Origin of the sequence: Cupriavidus sp. Agwp_2, from assembly GCF_040784895.1 — a bacterium.
In the GTDB taxonomy this organism is placed as follows: Bacteria; Pseudomonadota; Gammaproteobacteria; order Burkholderiales; family Burkholderiaceae; genus Cupriavidus.
This window is the reverse complement of the sequence record NZ_CP088083.1, coordinates 321,883-343,324: the sequence shown is the minus strand read 5'-3', so window position 1 is coordinate 343,324 and position 21,442 is coordinate 321,883. Positions and strand designations below refer to the sequence as shown.

Here is a 21,442-nt window from a genome sequence, read left to right as displayed (position 1 = left end):
GTGCTGCGTCGCGAGCGTTGTGACAGCGGCGTAGTGTAACCCTAAATGCGCCACTTGGAAGGCGGGCAGCGCACCGTTTTGCGGCACTGCACCCACGAATCCATTTCGCAATCGGAAAGGTGCCCTTAGCACATGGCGAAACTGAAGCTTCGGGCAATCCGTGCGCAGGTTGTCAATCGGCGCCGTTACCGTGCTGTGGATGCTGGCGGTGCTGCAGCAAATGGAAATGCACCGCGCCGGCGCGCGCATGGCGCACGATCTCCAGCGATGCCGGGACCGGGGCCTCGACGCCGGTCAGCGCATGGTCGGTTTCGACATAGACTGCGCCACCGGGCCGCAGCAGCCGCGCGGCATGCTCCAGCGACGGGCCGATCCAGTCCTCGGCAAAGGGCGGGTCCAGGAACACCACGTCGAAGCTGCCGTCGGGCATCTGCGCCGCGACCGTAAAGGCATCGCCCTGCACTACGCGGACCTGGCTGGCATCGAGCCGGTACTGGTTGTCGCGCAGCTGCCTGGCTGCGCGCGGGTTGAACTCCACCAGCGTTACTGCAGCCGCGCCACGGGAGGCGGCTTCGAACCCGAGCGCGCCGGAGCCGGCAAACAGGTCCAGGCAGGCAAGCCCTGACAGGTCCTGGCCAAGCCAGTTGAACAGGGTCTCGCGAACGCGGTCGGGTGTCGGGCGCAAACCCTGGGCGTCGGGCACGGGCAGCAGCGTGCGCTTCCAGCGCCCGCCGATGATGCGGACCTGGGACGGCGCCTGGCGCGGCACCGGGCGCGGAGGCCCTGCGGGAGAACGTCCGCCGGCTGCAGCGGAGGCCGGCGCGGAGGAAGGAGTACGCCCGCCGGGAGCGGGCGAAGGCAATCGGGAACGCGAATTCATCCCGTGATTGTAGAGCCTGCGGGCCGGTTCGCCGCAGCCGCGCGTGAGGGGGCGCGCATAGGCCGGCCCTCGAGATGCGGTGCCTGCATCACTTACGCGATGCGGTCGGCGTGCTGGCCACCGGGCCGCCGACGATCACCGTGGCCATGCCGTCCGGACGCACATGCCGCTGGAAGGCCGCCCTGACCTGCTCGCGCGTCACCTTGCCGACCTGCGCGGTCCACGTGTCCAGGTAGTCCAGCGGCAGCCCATACCAGCCGATATTGGCGACATTGGTCAGCAGCTTGCGGTTGTTGTCGATACGCAGCGGAAAGCCGTTGACAAGGTTGTCCTTGGCCGCACGCAGCTCCTTCTCGGTCGGGCCTTCGGCGACAAAGCGCGCCAGCACCTGGCGCACCAGCGCCAGCGCCTCGTCGGTCTGAGCCTTCTTGGTCTGCAGGCTGATGCCGAACGGCCCCGGCTGCTTCGACGGCGCGAAGTAGCTGTCGACACCGTAGGTCAGGCCTCGCTTCTCCCGCACCTCGTCAGTCAGGCGCGAGCTGAAGCCGCCGCCGCCGAGCACATAGTTGCCCACCAGCAGCGCGAAATAGTCGGGGTCGCCGCGTGCGATCGACGGCTGGCCGATGGCCACGCTCGATTGCTGCGCCGGATGCGGCAGGCGCTGCTCGCTGGCCGGGATATTGAGCTTTACCTGCGGCAGCGCCGGGGCGGCACTGCCCTGCGGCAGCCCGCGCGTGAGTTGTTCGGCAATGGCTTCGGCCTGCTTGCGGTCGATCGCGCCGATCAGCGTCACCACCGCGCGCTTCGCACCGTAGTTGTCGCGCCAGAATTTGGCGATGTCATTGCGCGTGACCGACTGCACGCTCTCCGGCGTGGCCGCCACGCCGTAGGGATGGTCCGGGTACATGGCCTTGGCCAGCGCCTTGTCGGCGATCACGCCCGGCTTGGTGTCGGCCTCGCGGATGGCAGTGATCAGGCGCTGCTTCTCGCGCCCGACCACGGCGTCCGGGTAGATCGGGGCCTTGATCAGCTGCGCCGCCAGCGCGACCGACTGGTCCAGCTCGGGCTGCGCGGTCAGCGTGCGCAGCCCGATGCCGCCGCGGTCGCCGCCCGCCGCGCCGCCGAAGGCCGCGCCGGTATCGGCAAAGGCGTCGGCAATCTGTGCCTCGTCGCGTGCCGGCTGGCCGTCCTGCGCGGCCGCGCCCTTGTCCAGCAGCGCCGCCGTCAGCGTCGCCAGCCCGGCCTTGCCGGGCGGGTCATAGCGGCTGCCGGCATCGAAATCGATATTCACATCGAGCATCGGAATCGACGGGCTGTGGACAAAGAACACGCGCGCGCCGGTGGATGCGGTCCAGTGCTCGATCGGGATCGCGGCCTGGGCCAGCTGCATGGCCAGCAGCATGGCGGCGCCGAGCGCCGCGCCGGCCAGCGTGCGCAGCGTGCGGGGCCGCGCGTTGGTGGAAGTGGCGGACTGGGACATTGTCGTTCCTCAGTGGCGCAGGCCCGACGGGGCCTGGGTCTTGGGCTTGTTCGGGTCGATCGGCTGCGGCACCAGCGTGGCCACGGTCAGGTTGTCGTCGTTGAAATACTTGGCGGCGACGGCCTGCACCTGCGCCGGTGTGACGGCCTTGATCTTGTCGAGCATACGGTCGATCTGGCGCCAGGGGATATCGGAAATCTCGGTTACGCCGATCTCCATGCCTTGCCCGAACACCGAATCGCGCTTGTAGATCTGCCCCGCCACCACCTGCGCCTTGACGCGCTTGAGTTCTTCCGGCGACACCCCTTCCCGGGCGATGCGCTGGATCTCGGCGCGCAGCGCGCGTTCGATCTCGTCGGTGTTGTGGCCGGCCGCGGGCGTGCCGTCGAGGACGAACAGCGACTCGCCGCGGTTGATGCTGTCGTAGCCGACGTTGACGTCGTCGGCCAGCCGCTGCTCGCGCACCAGCTCGCGCGTCAGGCGGGCATTGTCATAGCCGTTGAGCACGGCAGCCAGGACCTCCAGCGCGTAGGGGTCGACATCCTTCTCGACATCGCGCAGGCGCGGCACCTTGTAGGCCATTACCATGTACTGGTTCTCGGCCGGCGCCTTGACCCAGATGCGCTTGATGCCCTGCTGCGTCGGCTCTTCCTGGTCCTTGCGCAGCGGCAGCGTGCGCGGCTTGAGCTTGCCGTAGTAGCGCTCGGCGAGCGCCCGCACTTCTTCGGCCTTGACGTCGCCGGTGACGATCACCAGCGCGTTATTGGGCACGTACCACTGGCGGTACCAGTCCTTGACGTCGTCGACGCGCATGTTGACCAGGTCGTCCATCCAGCCGATCACCGGGTGGCGGTAGGCAGCGGCGGTGTAGACGGTGGCGAGCAGTTGCTCATAGACGTTGCCGCGGGCGGAGTCGTCGGTGCGCAGGCGGCGCTCTTCCATCACCACTTTCATCTCGCGGTCGAACTCGTCCTTCCTGATGATGAGGTTGGCCATGCGGTCGGCCTCCAGCTCCATCATCTTCGGCAGGTATTGCTTGCCGATCTGCTGGTAGTACATGGTGAAGTCGCGGTTGGTCATGGCGTTCTCGCGCCCGCCCAGTGCCGCCACCTGCTTGGAGAACTCGCCCACGCCGACCTTGGGCGTGCCCTTGAACATCATGTGTTCGAGCATGTGGGCCACGCCCGTGGTGCCGCTGACCTCGTCGATGCCGCCGACGCGGTACCAGATCTGGTGCGCCACCGTGGGTGCGCGGTGGTCCTCCTTGACGATCAGCCGCAGGCCGTTGGAGAGCCGGTATTCAGTGGTGCCATGCGCGGTGGCGCCGGCGGGCGCGGTCTGCGCGGAAGGCATCGGCGATCCGACCACGCCTTGCGCGCCGGCCGGCAACGACCAGGGCAGCAGGCCGAGCAGCAGCGCCGGGACGATGCGCCGCGCCAGGCGCGCGGCGCCGGCGGGAAGTGTTGAGGAGGAAGGTTGGCAGTGCCGTTGGATGCGTGCTTGGGCACCTTCGGCGCCCGCCGCGGTCAGGACAACGCAATGGTTCATGCGACCCCGTCTGCTAGAATTTTGCCGATCGATCCACACGGGCAGGCATGCGCGCGCGGATCAGCCATGTATCGAACTGATGTAGCGAACTATACGCAATCGCCGGCCGGGACCACAACGGGTTCTCCCCGACCTTCGCGATGTCAGCGTAAGCCCTTGATTATTAACCGGTCGCCTGCCGGCAATGTGCCACCAGGGTAGCGGCCCCGGTATTGACTCCATTCCCCAATGTTTAGTTTCTGGAAGAAGCGCAAGGCCGAGCCCGCGTCCGTCGAGACGCCAGCCCCGGCACCCGCGCCGCTAGAGGCGCCCGCGCCCACCCCCACGCCCACACCCGCGCCTGCCCCGGTCCCCGCTCCGGCTCCGGTCCCGACGCCGACACCGGTTCCCGCACAGGTGCCGCCCCCGGCGCCGGCCCCCGTGGCCGCGCCGGAACCGGCCGCCGCCATCGAAACGCTTGAACTGGTCCCCGCCCCCGCAGTCACCGCTGAAGCCCGGCAAGGGTGGATGCATCGGCTGCGCACGGGCCTGTCCAAGACCAGCCGCAACATCGGCACGCTGTTCGTGGGCGTCAAGGTCGACGAGGCGCTGTTCGAAGAACTGGAAACCGCGCTGCTGATGGCCGACGCGGGCGTGGAAGCCACCGAATACCTGCTGGCCGAGCTGCGCAAGCGGGTCAGGTCCGAGCGCATCGAATCGGCAGAAGGCGTCAAGGCCGCGCTCAAGACGCTGCTGACCGAGCTGCTTCGTCCGCTGGAAAAAACCATGGCGCTGGGCCGCGAGCAGCCCCTGGTGATGATGATCGCGGGCGTCAACGGCGCCGGCAAGACCACCAGCATCGGCAAGCTGTGCAAGCACTTCCAGCGCTACGACCAGAAGGTCCTGCTGGCCGCTGGCGATACCTTCCGCGCCGCCGCGCGCGAGCAGCTGACAATCTGGGGCGAGCGCAACAACGTCACCGTGGTGGCGCAGGAAAGCGGCGACCCGGCCGCGGTGATCTTCGACGCGGTGAACGCGGCCAAGGCGCGCGGCATCGACATCGTGATGGCTGATACCGCCGGCCGCCTGCCGACGCAGCTGCACCTGATGGAGGAGCTGAAGAAGGTCAAGCGCGTCATCAGCAAGGCCATGCCGACGGCGCCGCATGAGGTGCTGCTGGTGATCGACGCCAATACCGGCCAGAATGCCCTGCAGCAGACCCGCGCCTTCGATGATGCGCTGGGGCTGACCGGCCTGATCGTGACCAAGCTGGATGGCACCGCCAAGGGCGGCATCCTGGCGGCGATCGCGCGCCAGCGCCCGGTGCCGGTGTACTTCATCGGCGTGGGCGAGAAGGTGGAGGACCTGCAGCCCTTCAAGGCGGAGGAATTCGCCGAAGCGCTGCTGGGCTGAAGCCAGCCAGTCATCAGCCAGTCATCAGCCAGTCATCAAACAGAAACAGAAACAGAAACGCCCCGGCATTGACCGGGGCGTTTTCTTGCGTGCGATCCCGCGAACGCTTATTCCGCGTCAGGCTGCGACTTCGGCTCCGCCTTCTGGAACGCTTCCATCTCCATGCACGCCTCATAGATCTTCGCGATCGTCGGATAGCGGCTCACGTCGACATTGAAGCGCTGCGCATTGAACACCTGCGGCACCAGGCAGATATCGGCCAGCGTCGGCGTATCGCCAAAGCTGAAGCGCCCCGCCTTGCCGCCGCGCGCCAGGTTGGCCTGCAGCGACTCGAAGCCCAGCTCGATCCAGTGGCGGTACCAGGCGTCCTTGACCTCGTCGGTCACGCCTACCTTGTGCTTCAGGTATTTCAGCACGCGCAGGTTGTTCAGCGGATGGATTTCGCACGCGATTTCCTGCGCCAGGCCACGCACGTAGGCCCGCTCCAGCGCCGTGCCGGGCAGCAGCTTCGGCTCGGGATGGACTTCGTCCAGGTACTCGACGATGGCCAGCGATTGCTGCAGTACGTTGCCGTCATCGGCCAGCGCCGGCACCAGGCCGTCCGGGTTCACCGCACGGAACTCGGGCTTGAGCTGCTCGCCGCCTTCCTTGAGCAGGTGCACCGGCACGTATTCGTACGGCAGCCCCTTCAGCTCCAGCGCGATGCGCACACGGAACGAGGCCGAGCTGCGGAAGTAGCTGTAAAGCTTGAGCATCGGATCAGACTACCTTGATGGTGAGGTCGCCCACGCCGCCGACGTGGCACTGCATGACATCGCCCTTGACCACCGGGCCCACGCCTTCGGGCGTGCCGCTGAAGATCAGGTCGCCCGGCTGCAATTCGAACAGCTTCGACAGGTACGACACCATCTCCGGCACCGACCAGATCAGGTCGGACAGGTCGCCGCGCTGCTTTTCCGCGCCGTTGACCGACAGCGTCACCTCGCCCTTCTCCGGGTGGCCGATGGCCGAGACCGGCACGATCGGGCCGATCGGCGCCGACCGGTCGAAGGCCTTGCCGGTTTCCCAGGGGCGGCCCGTCTTCTTGGATTCGTTCTGCAGGTCGCGGCGGGTCATGTCGAGGCCCACGGCGTAGCCGAACACGTGTTGCGCGGCGCTTTCCACCGGGATGTCACGCCCGCCCGTGCCGATCGCCACCACCAGCTCCACTTCATAGTGGCAGTTGCTGGTGCCCGGCGGGTACGGGAAGGAGCCTTCGGTGCCATCGGCGACGTAGCTGACCGCGTCGGACGGCTTGCAGAAGAAGAACGGCGGCTCGCGGTCGGGATCCGAGCCCATTTCACGGGCATGGGCAGCATAGTTGCGGCCGACGCAGTACACGCGGCGGACCGGGAAGCTAGCGTTGCTGCCGCGCACCGGCACGCCAACGGGGGCCGGCGGGGCGAACACGAATTCGGTCATGCATCTCTCCAGATTTTTTCTGATCAGTTCCGCGGCGCGGGATGCGGGGTAGGCATTGCGGCGTCGCCAGCAGACGCCCCCTGCGCGGCAGGGCAACAGGATACACCGCGCGCGGCGGGCTGCGTACGACGGCATACAATGAATCCAGGCGGGCCCGCGACCACACTGCACCACGGCAGTGCGGGTGGTCCGCCCCGCACCCGGCGCGAATCTTGCATGGCGCACTGCAACAGAATGAAGCCATGACCCGACGCCATCCGCCCCCCTCGCCATCGACGCCTGCCCCCGCCGCCGGACGGACGCTTCGTATCCTGCTGGTGCGCGATCCCCTTGACGCCAACCCGCTCAACGTCGAAACCATCCGCAACGGGCTGCTCAGCGCCGGCTTCAGCGAGATCCAGATCGTCGATGCCGACCTGCACCTGCCGGACGTGATCACCGCCACCCAGCCCGACATGCTGATCATCGCCTCGGAGTCTGCCGCGCGCGACACCATCGAGCATGTCTGCGTCTCGACCCAGCATGCGCCGCGGCCCATCGTGCTGTTTACCGACAACGACGACAGCCAGCGCATCAAGGCCGCGCTGTCGGTGGGCATTACCGCCTATATCGTTGACGGCCTGCGCGCCGAGCGCGTCAAGACGGTGCTCGACGTCGCCTATGCCCGCTTCGAGCTGGACCAGCAGCTGCGCGCCGAACTCGACGCCACCCGCCTCAAGCTGGCCGAGCGCAAGGTGGTCGAGCGCGCCAAGGGCCTGCTGATGCAGGCGCGCGGCATCAGCGAGGACGAGGCCTACAAGCGCCTGCGCAGCATGGCGATGGAGCGCGGCCTGAAACTGGTCGACGCCGCCCAGCGCGTGATCGACGTGATGGGCTGATCGCCCGTCCACCGCCGGCCCCGGGGCGCGGCAGCCCGCGGCTGGTGCAATGCACGATCCTGGCGCCGCCCCAAAGCGATCCCTTCGCGCACCGCCTCTGCACCGCCTCTGCACCGTCCCCTAACCGCCTCCCGCCGCGCTGCCCCGCGATGCGGCAGCGCAGTCGGCGCACGCACCGTGCCAGCCCATTTCGACCCGATGCGTCACTCCGCCGGTACAGTCCCGCCCCGAAATGCTGCACCGCACAGGCTGGCACACGCCTTGCGATATGCAGTCATCGGCCAACGGCGGCCGATCACAATTTAGGCGGACACAGCCAACGCAGGCTGCGTCACGCCATGGACAACGGCGTCCCTGCACCGTACCGGTCTTCTGGCGAAGCCGGCCGCGGACAGGGACGCTTTTTTCTTGGAGTTTCGCAATGCCTTCTCGCCTCAGGATTGCCAAGCCGCTGCACGCGGCGGTGAACGCCTCTGAAGCCGCCTCGGCGGCCGCTGCCGACGCGGTGCCAGCCAGCAGCGGCCGCCGCCGCGTGCTGGCGACCATCGCCGGCGCCAGCGTCATGACGCTGGTCGATCCGCTGGTGCGCGCCGGGGCGTGGGCAGCGGGGTCCGACGCCCCCGAGAAGACCGACGTGCGCATCGGCTTCATCCCGCTGACCGACTGCGCTTCAGTGGTCATGGCGTCCACGCTCGGCATCGACAAGAAATACGGGATCAAGATCACGCCGACCAAGGAAGCCTCGTGGGCCGGCGTGCGCGACAAGCTGGTCAATGGCGAGCTCGATGCCGCGCACGTGCTGTACGGCCTGATCTACGGCGTACAGCTCGGCATCGGTGGCCCCAAGAAAGACATGGCGGTGCTGATGAACCTGAACTACAACGGCCAAGCCATCACGCTGTCGTCGAAGCTGGCCGAAAAAGGCGTGCGCGACGGCGCCAGCCTGAAGGCGCTGATGGTCAAGGAAAAGCGCGACTACACTTTCGCGCAGACCTTCCCCACCGGCACGCACGCGATGTGGCTGTACTACTGGCTCGCGGCCCACGGCATCAACCCGATGCAGGACGCCAAGGCCATCACCGTGCCGCCGCCGCAGATGGTGGCCAACATGCGCGTGGGCAACATGGACGGCTTCTGCGTAGGCGAGCCCTGGGGCGCGCGCGCCATCGCCGACAAGATCGGTTTTACCGCCGAGACCACGCAGTCGATCTGGAAGAACCATCCGGAGAAGACGCTCGGCACCACCGCGGACTTCGTGCAAAAGTACCCCAACACCGCGCGCGCGATGGTGGCCGCGGTGCTGGAAGCGTCCAGGTTTATCGACGCTTCGGCCTCCAACCGCCGCAAGACCGCCGAGACCATCGCCGCCAAGTCCTACGTCAACACCGACATGGACATCATCCTGGACCGCATGCTCGGCCGCTACAACAACGGCCTGGGCAAGACCTGGGACGATCCTGATGCCATGAAGTTCTACCAGGACGGCAGCGCCAACTACCCGTTCCTGTCCGATGGCATGTGGTTCCTGACCCAGCACAAGCGCTGGGGCTTGCTCAAGGACCACCCGGACTACCTTGCCGTGGCGAAGCAGGTCAACCGTATCGACATCTTCAGGCAGGCCGCTGCCGCGGCGCAGGTGCCGCTGCCCAAGAGCGACTTCCGTACCGCGAAGCTGATCGACGGCGTGGTCTGGGATGCCACCAAGGACCCGAAGGCGTACGCCGACGGCTTCAAGATCAAGGCCGGCGCGCAGAACGCCTGACGCCAGGCCGCCACCTCCCCGCTGATCCGCAGCGCCCCTGGACAAAGGAGCCCGACGTGAATGCCATCGCCCACACCGCGCCTGACGGCGCCAATGCGGCCCATGCCGCCGCCATCGACACCGATGCCAAGGAACGCGCACGGCGGCGCGAGCTGGAGATCGCCGCGCAGGAACGGCGCGCGCAACGCCGCGACGCGCTCGGCGCCCTGGTGCGCAAGGCCGTGCCGCCGGTACTGGGCTTTGCCCTGTTCGTGCTGGCCTGGCACGGCATCGCCACGCTGATCCCGGCGATTCCCACGCCGGGCACAACCTGGAACGCGGCGGTGCCGCTGTTCTCCGACCCGTTCTACCGCAACGGCCCCAACGACCAGGGCATCGGCTGGAACGTGCTGGCGTCGCTGGCGCGCGTGGCCGCGGGCTTCGGCCTGGCCGCCGTGATCGGCATCCCGGCAGGCTTCCTGATCGGGCGCTTTGCGTTCCTGAACGCGATGGCGTCGCCCGTGATCAGCCTGCTGCGGCCGGTCTCGCCGCTGGCCTGGCTGCCGATCGGGCTGCTGCTGTTCAAGGCCGCCAACCCGGCCGCGATCTGGGCGATCTTTATCTGCTCGATCTGGCCGATGGTGATCAATACCGCCGTGGGCGTCACGCGCGTGCCGCAGGACTACCTGAACGTGGCGCGTGTGCTCGACCTGTCGGAGTGGAAGGTGTTCACGCGGGTGCTGTTCCCCGCGGTGCTGCCCTACATGCTGACCGGCGTGCGGCTGTCGATCGGCACCGCATGGCTGGTAATCGTGGCGGCAGAGATGCTGACCGGCGGCACCGGCATCGGCTTCTGGCTGTGGGACGAGTGGAACAACCTGAAGGTCGAGCACATCGTGATCGCGATCTTCGTGATCGGCGTCATCGGGCTGATGCTCGAGCATGCATTGCTGGCACTGGCACGGCGCTTCAGCTACGGCGCCAACTAAAAGCGAGGGAGAGACGCCATGGAAAAGTTCGTCAGCATCGAGAACGTCGGACAGACCTTCAAGACGCGCAAGGGGCCCTTCGTCGCCCTGCGCGACATCAACCTGCAGATTGCCGAGGGCGAGTTCATCACGCTGATCGGGCACTCCGGCTGTGGCAAGTCCACGCTGCTGAACCTGATCGCGGGGCTGGCCACGCCAACCACCGGCGCGCTGATCTGCGCCGGGCGCGAGATCGCCGGGCCCGGGCCGGAGCGCGCCGTGGTGTTCCAGAACCATTCGCTGCTGCCCTGGCTGACCTGCTTCGAGAACGTCTACCTGGGCGTGGAACGCGTGTTTGCCGCCAGCGAGGGCAAGGCCGAACTCAAGGCGCGTACGCACGAGACGCTGGCGCTGGTGGGCCTGACGCACGCCGAGGGCAAGTACCCGCATGAGATTTCCGGCGGCATGAAGCAGCGCGTCGGCATTGCCCGGGCGCTGGCGATGGCGCCCAAGGTGCTGCTGATGGACGAACCCTTCGGCGCGCTCGATGCGCTGACGCGCGCGCACCTGCAGGACGAGCTGATCAAGATCGTGGCGCGCACGCGCAGCACGGTGGTGATGGTCACGCACGATGTCGATGAAGCCGTGCTGCTCGCCGACCGCATCGTGATGATGACCAACGGCCCGGCCGCCACCATCGGCGAGATCCTCAAGGTAGACCTGCCGCGCCCGCGTGACCGCGTGGCGCTGGCCGACGACAAGGCTTACCACGCCTGCCGCACGGCGGTACTGGACTTCCTCTACCGCAAGCAGCGTAACCCGGCGCTGCAAGAGGCAGCATGACCTTGCCTCCCGCCGTTGCGCCCATCGGCGGCGATGGGCGCAACGGCGCTGCTCCGCTATCATGAACCAAGAACAGACTCCTCCCCACGCCGCCATGACCACGCCAGCCAGCCCATTCCCCGCCGCCCGCTATATCAAGGAGGTCGGCCGTGGCGTCAACGGCGCGCGCGCGCTGCCGCGTGACGACGCCCAGACCTTGTTCGACGCGATGCTGGCCGGGCGCGTGTCCGATATCGAACTGGGCGCGATCCTGATGGCCTACCGCATCAAGGGCGAGGCCCCGCACGAACTGGCCGGCATGCTCGAAGCCGCCCATGCGCACTGCCAGCCGCTGCCCGCGCCGCCCGACCGCCAGGCGGTGGTGATCCCCAGCTATAACGGCGCACGCAAGCAACCGAACCTGGTGCCGCTGCTGGCGCTGCTGCTGGCGCGCGAAGGCATCCCCGTACTGGTGCACGGCACTCGCCTCTTCAATGACCGCGTCACCAGCATGACCCTGTTCGAGGCGCTGGGCATTCCGCTGTGCACCAGCACGGCAGAAGCCTCGGCACGGCTGCGTGAGACCGGCGGCGACGGCCCGCTGGCGGTGCTGCCGGTAGATGTGCTGTCGCCCGGCCTGTCGCGGCTGCTGGAGCGGCGCACCGTGATCGGGTTGCGCAATTCGTCGCATACCGTGGCCAAGATGCTGCAGCCGGTGGGTGAGCACAGCCCGGGCGAAGGGTTGCGGCTGTACAGCTATACCCACCCGGAATACCGCGAGACGCTGACCGATTATTTCTCGCACGAGCCGGCCAACGTGCTGCTGGCACGCGGCACCGAAGGCGAAGTGGTGGCCGATGCGCGCCGCAGCGGCCGCATCGACTGGTTGCATGAAGGCCATCAGCAGACGCTGGTCGATCCGGCCGGTGGCTCGCTGGCCGAAGTGCCGGAACTGCCGCCCGGCAACGATGCCGGCCTGACCGCGGCATGGATCCGGCGCGTGCTCGATGGCGCCGTACCGGTGCCGGTGCCGATCGCCACGCAGGTCGAAGCCATCCGCGAGTGCCTGAAACTGGGCACCCGCGTCACCTGGGCCAGTCCGGTCTGAGCGCGGTCCGAGCGCGCTCTCGCCCGGACTGCCCGGTTCAGGGCTTGCGCGCCGGAAGCGGGATGCGCTCGCGATCGTCACCCGGCACGTGCGGGAACTGGTCGCCCTCCCAGCGGCTGGCGGCAGCTTCGATGGCCTCCTTGCTGCTGGCAACGAAATTCCAGTAGATAAAACGACGGCCGTCGGTGGGGTCGCCGCCCAGCAGCATTACGCGCGACGGCGCCGTCGCCATCAGCGTGGCCGGCCGTCCGGGCGTCAGCACCACCATGTGCTCGGCCGGCAGCGGCTCGCCGTCCAGCGCCACCGCGCCGTCCACCGGGTAAATGCCACGTTCCGCATGCTCGGCCGGTATCTCCACGCTCGCGCCGGCGTCCAGCTCGATCGCTACGTACAGGGTGCGGCTGAAGACCTTGACCGGAGAAGTCTTGCCGAAAGCGTCGCCGGCGATCACCACCATGCGCACCCCCGGCTGCTCGATGCGGGGCAGCGTCGCCGCGGGATGGTGGAAAAAGGACGGTTCGGCGGTTTCGTGCGCCTTCGGCAATGCCACCCACGTCTGGATGCCGTGCAGGCGCGCGCCCGCGGCACGGACATGGTCGGGCGAGCGCTCGGAGTGGACGATGCCATGGCCGGCGGTCATCCAGTTGACGTCGCCCGGGCGGATCGCCTGCTCGCTGCCCAGGCTGTCGCGGTGCATGATCTCGCCTTCGAACAGGTAGGTAACGGTCGCCAGCCCGATATGCGGATGCGGACGCACATCCGCGCCCTCGCCCTGCGGCATCTGCACCGGCCCCATATGGTCGAAGAAGATAAATGGGCCGACCGTCTGGGTCGCAGCCGCCGGCAGCAGGCGGCGCACGGTGAAATCGCCCAGGTCGCGCACATGCGGCTTCAACAAGTGTTCGATAGCAGACATAACTCCTCCGGGGTATGAGAGAGGCTGCAAGCATGCCAACTTGCCGCCGCTTGCGTCGAGTGTAGCTGTTGGCGCAACGGATCATTCCACTGGCGTGCAGAACCGCCGGGCACACACTCGCTCTAACAGAAGTGTGTCCAGCCAAGAGTATCCCCGGCGCCGCTTTAGAGTGTTACCGCTATGCGATGCGGCTAATCAATCGACGGGAACTATCAAGGGCATTGGGACTCCAATTAGCACTCACCCGGTTGGAGTGCTAAGATGTGTTGCAGTGCCGCCGCCGCTCCCACAAGAAGCGCGGGGCATGACCCGGCAATCCAACCGCCGGATGCGAAAGGAGCAATTGAGTGAACGCAGTCTTGTCTGCCGACCAAACCCTGACGACCAACCGTCTGCCGACGGCGCCGCGTAGCGGGAGCAGCTTTGCGCTGACCTTCCCGGCGACCGTGGGTAATCTCGACAGCTATATCCAGGCTGTCCACCGAATTCCGTTGCTGACCGCGGAGGAAGAGCAGCGCCTGGCGCGCGATCTCCGCGATAACGATTCTGTCGATGCCGCACGCCAGCTGGTGATGTCTCACCTGCGCCTGGTGGTGTCGATCGCCCGCCAGTACCTGGGCTATGGCCTGCCGCACGCCGACCTGATCCAGGAAGGCAATATCGGCCTGATGAAGGCCGTGAAGCGCTTCGACCCCGAGCAGGGCGTACGCCTGGTCTCGTATGCGATGCACTGGATCAAGGCCGAGATCCACGAGTACGTGCTGAAGAACTGGCGCATGGTCAAGGTGGCGACCACCAAGGCCCAGCGCAAGCTGTTCTTCAACCTGCGCAGCCACAAGCAGGGCTTGCACACGTTCACGCCGGAGCAGGTCGAGGCCGTCGCGCGCGAGCTGAACGTGAAGCCGGAAGAAGTGATGGAGATGGAAACCCGCCTGTCGGGCGGCGACCTCGCGCTGGAAGGCCAGGTCGACGACGGCGAAGAGGAATTCGCCCCCATCGCCTACCTGGCGGACAACCACAACGAACCCACGCGCGTGCTGGAAGCCAAGCGCAACGACCGCATGCAGGTCGAAGGCCTGGAAGAAGCGCTGGGACGGCTGGACGAGCGCAGCCGCCGCATCATCGAGGCACGCTGGCTGCAAGTCGAGGACGACGGCTCGGGCGGCGCCACGCTGCATGAGCTGGCCGCCGAGTTCGGCGTCTCGGCGGAGCGCATCCGCCAGATCGAAGCCGCGGCGATGAAGAAGATGAAAGGGGCGCTGCAGGCATTTGCCTGATGCCGCACGGCCCATGCAAAAAGCCGGTCCATCTGGACCGGCTTTTTTTCGTCTTGAATTTGTCTTGATTTCGTCTTGACTCCGGCGGTGCGACGTTATGCCGCACCATTCAGACACCCGGGACGTCAGGAAAGCAACTGCTTCAGGTCGTGCGCGATCGGCTCCGGACCCTGGCCGTGGCGGATGAACAACCGCAGGCGGCCCTCCGGGTCGAACACATAGCTGCCCGCCGAGTGATCCACCGTGTAGTTGTTGGGCGAGCTGCCCGGCACCTTGGCGTAGAACACCTTGAAGTCCTTGGCCAGCTTCTGCAGCGCGGCGTCGTCGGCCGGGCGCAGCCCCAGGAAGCGCGGATCGAATGCGGGGACGTACTGCGCCAGCAGCGCCTGCGTGTCGCGCTCCGGATCGACCGTGACGAACAGCACCTGGACCCGGTCGGCATCGGGGCCCATCTGCTCCATCACCGCCTTGAGCTCGGCCATGGTGGTCGGGCACACGTCCGGGCAGTGGGTGTAGCCGAAGAACATCACCACTGCCTTGCCCTTGAAGTCGGCGATGGTGCGGACCTTGCCGGTATGGTCAGGCAGCGAGAAATCCTTGCCGAAATCCGCGGCGCCGCTGATATCGACATTGCGGAACGACGCCTTCTGCTGCCCGCAGGCGGCCAGCGCCAGCGCGAGCGCGGCAAAAAGGGAAAAGCGGCGGAAGGCGGCGAACAGGCCGGAAGCGGGTCTGGGCATGCGCGAAAGCTTGTGTGGAGCGGTCAGCAGTGGAAAACGTCGGCGAAGGCACCCAGTATCGCCGATGGTGCCGCCGCGCTGCGCCGGCCGCGACAAGATGCCGCAGCCCGCAGCGTGGCGATTGCAGGTCAGACCTGCGGCACGAACTTGAAGTAATGGTCGACCAGCAGCGCCGCGAACAGCAGCGACAGGTACAGGATCGAGAAGCGGAAGGTGCGTTGCGCCAGCTCGTCCGAATAGTTGCGATACATCTTCCAGGCGTAGGCGAGGAAGCCGCCACCCAGCGCCAGCGCGGCCGCCAGGTAGATGTAGCCGCTCATGCCGTAGACGAACGGCAGCAGCGTCGCCGCGATCATGATCAGCGTGTACAGCAGGATATGCAGCAGCGTGTAGCGCTCGCCATGCGTGACCGGCAGCATCGGCAGGCCGGACTTGGCGTAATCGGCGCGGCGGTACAGTGCCAGCGCCCAGAAGTGCGGCGGCGTCCACGTAAAGATGATCAGCACCAGGAACCAGGCCTCGGCCGGCACTTCCCCGGCGACGGCGGCCCAGCCCAGCGCCGGCGGCATCGCGCCGGACAGGCCGCCGATGACGATGTTCTGCGGCGTGGCCGGCTTGAGCAGGATGGTGTAGACCACCGCGTAGCCCAGGAACGTGGCGAAGGTCAGCCACATCGTCAGGTCGTTGGCGAACTCGTGCAGCATCCACATGCCGGCGCCGCCAAGGAGGGCGGAAAACACCAGCGTCTGCGCCGTGGTGATCTCGCCGGTGGCGGACGGGCGCCAGGCGGTGCGGCGCATCAGCGCGTCGATCTTCTGCTCGACCAGGCAGTTGATGGCGAAGGCGGCCCCGGCGAGCAGCCAGATGCCGGCGGCACCACCGATCAGGACGCGCCACGGCACCATGCCGGGCGTGGCCAGGAACATGCCGATGATGGCGCAGAAGACTGCCAGCTGCGTCACGCGCGGCTTGGTCAGGGCGGCATATTGCCGGGTCAGGTGCCGTATCCGGCTCAACTTGCCCAGTGAATGAGGGTGTGTAGCGGTAACCACGGAAGGGGTCTTTTCTTTCATGTGGCGCGGGCGGCGTTCGGTGCAGGGGCAGTGGCGCGGGCGGCCCCGATCGTGAGCCCGGCGAGCCCTATATTGTAGTGGAGGCGGACCAGCAGCAGCAGGAGCACCGCCGCGCCGCCGTTGTGGGCGACCGCCGCCACCAGGGGCCAATCGAACACGATATTGGACATCCCGGTTGCCAGTTGCAGCACCAGCATGCCGAGCAGCCAGCCTGCCTGCCGGTGCAGCCCCTCCAGCCGTCGCGCGCGCAAGCCGAACCACGCCAGATAGCCCAGCACCACGAAAGCGAAGCCCCGGTGCACCCAGTGGATCGCCACCAGCGCCGCGTGCGGGATGTAGTCGCCATCGGCCGTCATGCCGAGCTGTCGCCACAGCGTGAAGCCGTGCCTGAAGTCCATTTCCGGCACCAGTTGGCCGTTGCACAGCGGGAAGTCCGTGCAGGCGAGCACCGCGTAGTTGGTGCTGACCCAGCCGCCCAGGAAAATCTGGATCACCAGCAGCAGCAGGCCGATGCGCACCGACCAGTGCAGCCGCCCCGCCTGGGGGGCGACCGGGTGCGGCGGGTCGCTGCGCGAGCCCAGCCAGATCAGCGCCGCCAGCAGGCCCATGCCCAGCATCAGGTGCGTGACCACGATGATCGGCTGCAGCTTCATGGTCACCGTGAAGGCGCCGAACGCGCCCTGCACGCACACCAGCACCAGCACGCCGGTGGCAAACCACGGCGACTGCTTCAGCTCACGGCGCTTGACCCAGGCCAGCACCATCAGCGCGATGATCAGCACGCCCACCGCCATGGCGAAATAGCGGTGGATCATTTCGATCCATGCCTTCATCAGCGTCACCGGGCCGCTGGGCAGCGCGGTCTCGGCTGCGCGGATCGGCTCCATCGCGGCATGCGGGTTAGAGTGGCCGTAGCAGCCCGGCCAGTCCGGGCAGCCCAGGCCGGAGTCGGTCAGCCGCGTGAAGCTGCCGAACATGATCAGGTCCAGCGTCAGGAAAGCGGTGATCCAGACCAGCTTGCGGTACTTGTTGCGATCGCCCTTGACCAGCACGTAGCTGAGCGGCAGCAGTGCGATCAGGACGCCAATGATGGCCAGTTGCAGCAGCATGCCCGTCCCCTTACCCGATGCGCGAGACCTTGAGCAGCTTCTTCAGGTCGCCGCTCACCTTCTTGGGATCGGGGTCCTGCGGGAAGCGCATCATCAGGTTGCCGAGCGGATCGACCAGGAAGATGGTGTCCTCGGCGCGCTTGCCAGTTTCGGCCGGCAGCCATTGCTGCGCCACCTGGCGGTCGATGCGCAGGAAGCGCACGCCAGCGTAGGGCTCGTTGTAGGCGGCGCTCAGGCGCTCGTCAACCTTGCCGTCATCGGTGATCAGCCACACCGGCACGATGCGCTCGCGGTCCTGTCCCTGCCCGGCGCGGATCTGGCGAATGGTGAAAAGCTTCTTGGCGCAGGCCTCGCCGCACGCGGACGGATCGGCCGTCACCAGCAGCCACTTGCCGCGATACTGCTCCAGCGGCACGGCGTTGCCCTGCTCGTCGTTGACGCGCACCGGCGGCATCGGCCGTTGCGGGTCGACCAGCGCGCCATAGTTGGTGGCGCCGCCCCGGGGCTTGATGACGTAGTAGGTGAAGTAAGAGGCGATCACTGGCGAGGCGCACACCAGCAACAGCATCAGCATCTGCAGGCGGCCGCGGCGCGTGCGCGCGTCGATGCGGGGATCCTGCGGCGAGGCCGGGATCGCCGGAGTCCCGGCGGGCGCCGGGGCGGAGTCTTGCTGTGCCATGGGAGTACGTCTGTCCTTTTTCATCTGCAGTCAGAGCCCGTCCGGGAACCTGCCCGGGCGAGCCTGCCATCCGTTCATGCGTTGTTGCGGGCCGCTGACGATGCCGCGCGCCGGCGTGCGCGCCAGCCCAGCACGGCCATCAGCACCACCGTGAGCGCGGCCAGGCCGAACCACTGGAAGGCATAGCCGTAGTGCCGGTCCGCGCCCGCGTCAGCCGGTGCCCAGTCGCGCGCGAGGCCGTCTTCGGTGTCGTTGCGCTGCGCGACCACCAGCGGCTGCAGCGCCAGCCCGGTTTCGGCGGCGTAGTCCGCGATTTCCAGGTTCTGGCGGATCTTGCCGCCGGCTTCGGCACTGGCGGACTGGCCCAGGCTATAGACCCGCGGCACGGTCGCCAGTGCCGTGCCTTCGATGGTCACTTCGCCTTCGGGTGTCGGAAACGGGGCGATCCGGGTGCGATCCTGTGCATCGCGCGGCAGCCAGCCGCGCAGCACCAGCACCGCCCGCGTGGCGCCGGCAGGGTCCTGTGCCGGGCCGATCACCAGCGGCGTGACCACCAGGAAGCCGGCACGGCTGTCGCCACTGCGGCCGCCAGCGCCGTGGGGGCGATTATCCAGCAATACGGTGCGGGCCGTGTCGAAACGCCCCGTCACCCGCACCCTTCGGTCGGTCACATCTTGTGACAAGCGCGCGGTGTTTAGCACCACCGGCGGCTGCGCCGCCAGAGCCTGCAGCCGCGCGGCGCGCGCCTCTTTCTCGTGCGCTCGGTTAAGTTGCCAGTTGCCGAGCGCCGCGGTCACGGCGATCACCACCAGCGCCGCGGCCAGCGGCAGCGCGCCGAGGATGCGGCCTGCCTTCATGGCACCAACAGGCCCAGCGGCATGCATGCGGGGCCGGTGCGATAATGTGTCGCACCGTCATCCATCGCGGCCACATCTACGAGACTGCGGCAAGCTCCGCTGCCAACCCGCCCCGCCATGCGCTTCGTCATCATCGTCGCCTTCATCCTGATCATCGCCAGCCTGGCCTCCGCCCTGTTCTTCATGATGCGCGACCGCGGCAAGACGCCCAACATGATGCGCTCGCTGATGCTGCGCGTGGGCTTCTCGGTGGCGCTGTTCCTGTTCATCCTGTTCTCGAGCTGGATGGGCTGGATCCACAGCACGGGCATCCACATGGCGCCCTGACAAGCCGCATGGCTTGAGGCCAACGCAAAAGAGAAACGCCGCAGGCTGCCGGGCCTCCTGCGGCGTTTCTCTTTTGCGTTGGCGCCGGGCGCCCCACTGCTGGGACGACCGGCGGGTACGGCAGCTTACAGCCAGTACACCACGACGTAGAGGAACAGCCACACCACGTCAACGAAGTGCCAGTACCAGGCGGCGCCTTCGAAGGCAAAGTGGTGATCGGGCGTGAAGTGGCCCTTGAGCACGCGGCCCAGCACCACCGCCAGCATGATCGCGCCCATGGTCACGTGGAAACCGTGGAAGCCGGTCAGCAGGAAGAAGGTCGAACCGTAGATGCCCGAGGTCAGCTTCAGGTTCAGGTCCTGGTAGGCGTGCATGTATTCATACACCTGCAGGCACATGAAGATCGCGCCCAGCAGGATGGTCAGCACCATGCCCTGGATCAACTGGTTGCGCTTGCCGGCCAGCAGCGCGTGGTGCGCCCAGGTCAGGGTCACGCCCGACATCAGCAGCAGCGCGGTGTTGATGGTCGGGATCGGCCACGGACCCATGGTCTGGAACGATTCCACCACGCCGGCCGGCCCAAGGTTAGGCCATACCGCGGCAAAGTCGGGCCACAGGATCTTGTTGTTCAGGTCACCCAGCCACGGCATGGCGATGGCGCGGGCATAGAACAGCGCGCCGAAGAAGGCCGCGAAGAACATCACCTCGGAGAAGATGAACCAGCCCATCGACCAGCGGAACGAGACGTCGATGTTCTTGCCGTACATCCCGCCTTCGGACTCGCTGATGGCGTCGCCGAACCAGCTCTTGAGCACGAACAGGAACCACAGCAGGCCGAAGACGCACAGGTACGGCGCCCAGGATTGCCCGTTTACCCAACCGGCGGCGCCCGCACCTGTCATCAGCAGGCCGAAGCTTGCCGTGATCGGGTGGCGCGACGGGCCCGGTACGAAGTAGTACGGAGCGTTTGCGCGATTCGCACTCATTCTTTTATCTCCAGCTCAGAGTCTTTGATTCAGTATTCGTTATCCGTGCCGGTTTCCCGGGGCCGTCCGCCTCCTGTGGACGGCCGCGCCGGCGCGGTTGTTTTTCTGCGACTGCTTTCTTGTCTACCCTTCCTGCCCTGCTACCCTGCCGCCTGGCTGACCACCATCCTCACGATGACGATCAGCACCGCGATAAAGACTGCCGCGGCGATCAGCCCGGCAATGATCACATGCACCGGGTTCAGCCGTGCCATGTCGCGCTCGTGCTCCGCGCCCTTGCGCAGGCCGATGAACGACCACAGCACCGCGCGCATGGTCTGCGCGAAGGACATCTTCCGTTTGACGGCGTCCTTCATCTCGTCCATGCGCCCCTCGCCTCAGCTGCCCTTGCCCACCGGCGCCGGCGCCGGTGTCGGTGCCAATTGGCCCTCGGGGGCCTGCGCCACCGGCGTGCCCACCTCGAAGAAGGTGTACGACAGCGTAATGCTCTTCACATCCTTGGGCAGCGCGGGATCGATCACGAACACCACCGGCATCTCGCGCGCCTCGTTCGCCTTGAGCGTCTGCTGCTTGAAGCAGAAGCACTCCAGCTTCTTGAAATACTGGGTCGCCTGCTTGGGGGCGTAGCTCGGGATGGCCTGCGCGGAGATATCGCGCGACTGCCCGTTGGCCACCTCGTAGACGATCGTCATCATCTCGCCCGGGTGCACTTCCATGCTGTTCTTCACCGGACGGAAGGCGAAGGGCCCGCGCGCGTTGGAGTCGAACTCCACCGTGACCGTGCGGCTCTTGTCGACCTGCGTGTTCTTCACCGAGCCGCCATGCAGCTCGCGCGTGGTCACCACGTTGATGCCCGTGATGTCGCAGATCTTCTTGTACAGCGGAACCAGCGCGTAGCCAAAGCCGAACATCACGGCGACGATCACGATCAATCGCACCATCATGCCGCGGTTGAAGCGCTTGTCGACTTCCTGCGCTTCCCGTGCTTCCCTGCCCTGCTGGTCGACGCTCATCTCGCTACCCTGCCACCTCAGCCAAGGAACACCATCTTGGCGAAGAACCCCAAAAAGAAAACCACCACGATCGACAGCAGGATCAGTCCAAGGCGCCGGTTGGCGGCCTTCGGGTCCGGGTGTGATGGGTTTTTGTCTGGAGCCTGCATATTGTGTGACTGGCTGGCGTGGCGGCGGACATTGCCGC

At 66.9% G+C, this 21,442-nt stretch carries 23 protein-coding genes; 8 read left to right on the top strand and 15 right to left on the bottom strand.

Features of this window, described 5'->3' with window-relative positions; all coding sequences use genetic code 11:
* Positions 1-172: 172 nt before the first annotated feature.
* The 3 genes from rsmD to LPA45_RS01620 form a co-directional block, all read right to left on the bottom strand.
* Complete coding sequence (rsmD, locus tag LPA45_RS01630; RefSeq protein WP_317919929.1) at positions 173-880, bottom strand: 16S rRNA (guanine(966)-N(2))-methyltransferase RsmD; 708 nt, start codon at positions 878-880, stop codon at positions 173-175.
* 88 nt (positions 881-968) lie between these two features.
* Positions 969-2,360 (bottom strand): M16 family metallopeptidase, encoded by a 1,392-nt coding sequence (locus LPA45_RS01625; RefSeq protein WP_367394832.1) that lies wholly within the window; start codon positions 2,358-2,360, stop codon positions 969-971.
* Between the two features lie 9 nt (positions 2,361-2,369).
* Complete coding sequence (locus tag LPA45_RS01620) at positions 2,370-3,908, bottom strand: M16 family metallopeptidase (protein WP_367394831.1); 1,539 nt, start codon at positions 3,906-3,908, stop codon at positions 2,370-2,372.
* A gap of 228 nt (positions 3,909-4,136) precedes the next feature.
* Between LPA45_RS01620 and ftsY the strand changes: the two genes are divergently transcribed.
* Positions 4,137-5,300, top strand: a complete 1,164-nt coding sequence (gene ftsY / locus LPA45_RS01615; RefSeq protein WP_367394830.1) for a signal recognition particle-docking protein FtsY — start codon at positions 4,137-4,139, stop codon at positions 5,298-5,300.
* A gap of 107 nt (positions 5,301-5,407) precedes the next feature.
* Here the strand turns inward: ftsY and maiA are convergent, their stop codons facing one another.
* Both maiA and LPA45_RS01605 read right to left on the bottom strand, forming a co-directional pair.
* On the bottom strand, positions 5,408-6,055 hold the full coding sequence (gene maiA, locus LPA45_RS01610; protein ID WP_367394829.1) for a maleylacetoacetate isomerase: 648 nt from the start codon (positions 6,053-6,055) through the stop codon (positions 5,408-5,410).
* 4 nt (positions 6,056-6,059) lie between these two features.
* Complete coding sequence (locus tag LPA45_RS01605) at positions 6,060-6,761, bottom strand: fumarylacetoacetate hydrolase family protein (protein ID WP_367394828.1); 702 nt, start codon at positions 6,759-6,761, stop codon at positions 6,060-6,062.
* 242 nt (positions 6,762-7,003) lie between these two features.
* Between LPA45_RS01605 and LPA45_RS01600 the strand changes: the two genes are divergently transcribed.
* The 5 genes from LPA45_RS01600 to ybiB all read left to right on the top strand — a co-directional run bounded on the left by LPA45_RS01600 (position 7,004) and on the right by ybiB (position 12,278).
* The gene (locus LPA45_RS01600) at positions 7,004-7,639 is read left to right on the top strand and encodes an ANTAR domain-containing response regulator (RefSeq protein ID WP_116317807.1); all 636 of its coding nucleotides are present in this window, start codon (positions 7,004-7,006) and stop codon (positions 7,637-7,639) included.
* A gap of 421 nt (positions 7,640-8,060) precedes the next feature.
* The gene (locus LPA45_RS01595) at positions 8,061-9,401 is read left to right on the top strand and encodes a CmpA/NrtA family ABC transporter substrate-binding protein (RefSeq protein WP_116317003.1); all 1,341 of its coding nucleotides are present in this window, start codon (positions 8,061-8,063) and stop codon (positions 9,399-9,401) included.
* A 56-nt stretch (positions 9,402-9,457) separates the two neighbouring features.
* The gene (ntrB, locus tag LPA45_RS01590; RefSeq protein WP_116317002.1) at positions 9,458-10,369 is read left to right on the top strand and encodes a nitrate ABC transporter permease; all 912 of its coding nucleotides are present in this window, start codon (positions 9,458-9,460) and stop codon (positions 10,367-10,369) included.
* An 18-nt stretch (positions 10,370-10,387) separates the two neighbouring features.
* A complete protein-coding gene (locus tag LPA45_RS01585; protein WP_116317001.1) occupies positions 10,388-11,191 on the top strand; it encodes an ABC transporter ATP-binding protein in 804 nt (267 codons plus the stop codon).
* Between the two features lie 94 nt (positions 11,192-11,285).
* On the top strand, positions 11,286-12,278 hold the full coding sequence (ybiB, locus tag LPA45_RS01580) for a DNA-binding protein YbiB (protein ID WP_116317000.1): 993 nt from the start codon (positions 11,286-11,288) through the stop codon (positions 12,276-12,278).
* A gap of 37 nt (positions 12,279-12,315) precedes the next feature.
* Here ybiB and LPA45_RS01575 read toward each other — a convergent pair whose 3' ends face one another.
* Positions 12,316-13,194, bottom strand: coding sequence for a pirin family protein (locus LPA45_RS01575; RefSeq protein ID WP_367394827.1), 879 nt, complete (start codon positions 13,192-13,194; stop codon positions 12,316-12,318).
* A 347-nt stretch (positions 13,195-13,541) separates the two neighbouring features.
* Between LPA45_RS01575 and rpoH the strand changes: the two genes are divergently transcribed.
* Entirely contained in the window at positions 13,542-14,471 is a 930-nt protein-coding gene (rpoH, locus tag LPA45_RS01570) for an RNA polymerase sigma factor RpoH (protein ID WP_367394826.1), read from the top strand.
* Positions 14,472-14,596: 125 nt separating this feature from the next.
* Here rpoH and LPA45_RS01565 read toward each other — a convergent pair whose 3' ends face one another.
* The 5 genes from LPA45_RS01565 to LPA45_RS01545 all read right to left on the bottom strand — a co-directional run bounded on the left by LPA45_RS01565 (position 14,597) and on the right by LPA45_RS01545 (position 18,929).
* Positions 14,597-15,211, bottom strand: a complete 615-nt coding sequence (locus tag LPA45_RS01565) for an SCO family protein (protein WP_367394825.1) — start codon at positions 15,209-15,211, stop codon at positions 14,597-14,599.
* A 128-nt stretch (positions 15,212-15,339) separates the two neighbouring features.
* Positions 15,340-16,284, bottom strand: a complete 945-nt coding sequence (gene cyoE / locus LPA45_RS01560; protein WP_116316997.1) for a heme o synthase — start codon at positions 16,282-16,284, stop codon at positions 15,340-15,342.
* The gene (locus LPA45_RS01555; RefSeq protein ID WP_367394824.1) at positions 16,281-17,393 is read right to left on the bottom strand and encodes a heme A synthase; all 1,113 of its coding nucleotides are present in this window, start codon (positions 17,391-17,393) and stop codon (positions 16,281-16,283) included. Before LPA45_RS01555 ends, cyoE begins: the two co-directional genes overlap by 4 nt.
* A gap of 10 nt (positions 17,394-17,403) precedes the next feature.
* Positions 17,404-18,072, bottom strand: coding sequence for a cytochrome C oxidase subunit I (locus LPA45_RS01550; protein WP_116316995.1), 669 nt, complete (start codon positions 18,070-18,072; stop codon positions 17,404-17,406).
* 74 nt (positions 18,073-18,146) lie between these two features.
* The gene (locus LPA45_RS01545) at positions 18,147-18,929 is read right to left on the bottom strand and encodes an SURF1 family protein (RefSeq protein ID WP_116316994.1); all 783 of its coding nucleotides are present in this window, start codon (positions 18,927-18,929) and stop codon (positions 18,147-18,149) included.
* A gap of 117 nt (positions 18,930-19,046) precedes the next feature.
* Here LPA45_RS01545 and LPA45_RS01540 point away from each other — a divergent pair, with 117 nt between their 5' ends.
* A complete protein-coding gene (locus tag LPA45_RS01540; RefSeq protein ID WP_367394823.1) occupies positions 19,047-19,256 on the top strand; it encodes a twin transmembrane helix small protein in 210 nt (69 codons plus the stop codon).
* A gap of 125 nt (positions 19,257-19,381) precedes the next feature.
* On the opposite strand, the gene LPA45_RS01535 is transcribed toward LPA45_RS01540, so the two are convergent.
* The 4 genes from LPA45_RS01535 to LPA45_RS01520 form a co-directional block, all read right to left on the bottom strand.
* Positions 19,382-20,242, bottom strand: coding sequence for a cytochrome c oxidase subunit 3 (locus LPA45_RS01535; protein WP_116316993.1), 861 nt, complete (start codon positions 20,240-20,242; stop codon positions 19,382-19,384).
* Between the two features lie 140 nt (positions 20,243-20,382).
* Positions 20,383-20,607: a DUF2970 domain-containing protein gene (locus LPA45_RS01530; protein WP_116316992.1), complete on the bottom strand. Its 225-nt coding sequence runs from the start codon at positions 20,605-20,607 to the stop codon at positions 20,383-20,385.
* Positions 20,608-20,619: 12 nt separating this feature from the next.
* Positions 20,620-21,255, bottom strand: coding sequence for a cytochrome c oxidase assembly protein (locus tag LPA45_RS01525; protein WP_367394822.1), 636 nt, complete (start codon positions 21,253-21,255; stop codon positions 20,620-20,622).
* Between the two features lie 17 nt (positions 21,256-21,272).
* A complete protein-coding gene (locus tag LPA45_RS01520; protein WP_209756341.1) occupies positions 21,273-21,404 on the bottom strand; it encodes a cytochrome oxidase small assembly protein in 132 nt (43 codons plus the stop codon).
* Between the last annotated feature and the right edge of the window lie 38 nt (positions 21,405-21,442).

Bases quoted from the DNA above. Each gene is read 5' to 3' on its own strand.
- LPA45_RS01555 (WP_367394824.1), bottom strand. From the start codon at position 17,393: ATGCTGCTGCAACTGGCCATCATTGGCGTCCTGATCGCACTGCTGCCG.
- LPA45_RS01530 (WP_116316992.1), bottom strand. From the start codon at position 20,607: ATGGACGAGATGAAGGACGCCGTCAAACGGAAGATGTCCTTCGCGCAG.
- LPA45_RS01575 (WP_367394827.1), bottom strand. From the start codon at position 13,194: ATGTCTGCTATCGAACACTTGTTGAAGCCGCATGTGCGCGACCTGGGC.
- cyoE (WP_116316997.1), bottom strand. From the start codon at position 16,284: ATGAAAGAAAAGACCCCTTCCGTGGTTACCGCTACACACCCTCATTCA.
- LPA45_RS01605 (WP_367394828.1), bottom strand. From the start codon at position 6,761: ATGACCGAATTCGTGTTCGCCCCGCCGGCCCCCGTTGGCGTGCCGGTG.
- LPA45_RS01565 (WP_367394825.1), bottom strand. From the start codon at position 15,211: ATGCCCAGACCCGCTTCCGGCCTGTTCGCCGCCTTCCGCCGCTTTTCC.
- LPA45_RS01545 (WP_116316994.1), bottom strand. From the start codon at position 18,929: ATGAAGGCAGGCCGCATCCTCGGCGCGCTGCCGCTGGCCGCGGCGCTG.
- LPA45_RS01585 (WP_116317001.1), top strand. From the start codon at position 10,388: ATGGAAAAGTTCGTCAGCATCGAGAACGTCGGACAGACCTTCAAGACG.
- LPA45_RS01520 (WP_209756341.1), bottom strand. From the start codon at position 21,404: ATGCAGGCTCCAGACAAAAACCCATCACACCCGGACCCGAAGGCCGCC.
- LPA45_RS01600 (WP_116317807.1), top strand. From the start codon at position 7,004: ATGACCCGACGCCATCCGCCCCCCTCGCCATCGACGCCTGCCCCCGCC.
- rsmD (WP_317919929.1), bottom strand. From the start codon at position 880: ATGAATTCGCGTTCCCGATTGCCTTCGCCCGCTCCCGGCGGGCGTACT.
- LPA45_RS01535 (WP_116316993.1), bottom strand. From the start codon at position 20,242: ATGAGTGCGAATCGCGCAAACGCTCCGTACTACTTCGTACCGGGCCCG.
- maiA (WP_367394829.1), bottom strand. From the start codon at position 6,055: ATGCTCAAGCTTTACAGCTACTTCCGCAGCTCGGCCTCGTTCCGTGTG.
- LPA45_RS01550 (WP_116316995.1), bottom strand. From the start codon at position 18,072: ATGGCACAGCAAGACTCCGCCCCGGCGCCCGCCGGGACTCCGGCGATC.
- ftsY (WP_367394830.1), top strand. From the start codon at position 4,137: ATGTTTAGTTTCTGGAAGAAGCGCAAGGCCGAGCCCGCGTCCGTCGAG.
- LPA45_RS01595 (WP_116317003.1), top strand. From the start codon at position 8,061: ATGCCTTCTCGCCTCAGGATTGCCAAGCCGCTGCACGCGGCGGTGAAC.
- ybiB (WP_116317000.1), top strand. From the start codon at position 11,286: ATGACCACGCCAGCCAGCCCATTCCCCGCCGCCCGCTATATCAAGGAG.
- LPA45_RS01625 (WP_367394832.1), bottom strand. From the start codon at position 2,360: ATGTCCCAGTCCGCCACTTCCACCAACGCGCGGCCCCGCACGCTGCGC.
- LPA45_RS01620 (WP_367394831.1), bottom strand. From the start codon at position 3,908: ATGAACCATTGCGTTGTCCTGACCGCGGCGGGCGCCGAAGGTGCCCAA.
- LPA45_RS01540 (WP_367394823.1), top strand. From the start codon at position 19,047: ATGCGCTTCGTCATCATCGTCGCCTTCATCCTGATCATCGCCAGCCTG.
- LPA45_RS01525 (WP_367394822.1), bottom strand. From the start codon at position 21,255: ATGAGCGTCGACCAGCAGGGCAGGGAAGCACGGGAAGCGCAGGAAGTC.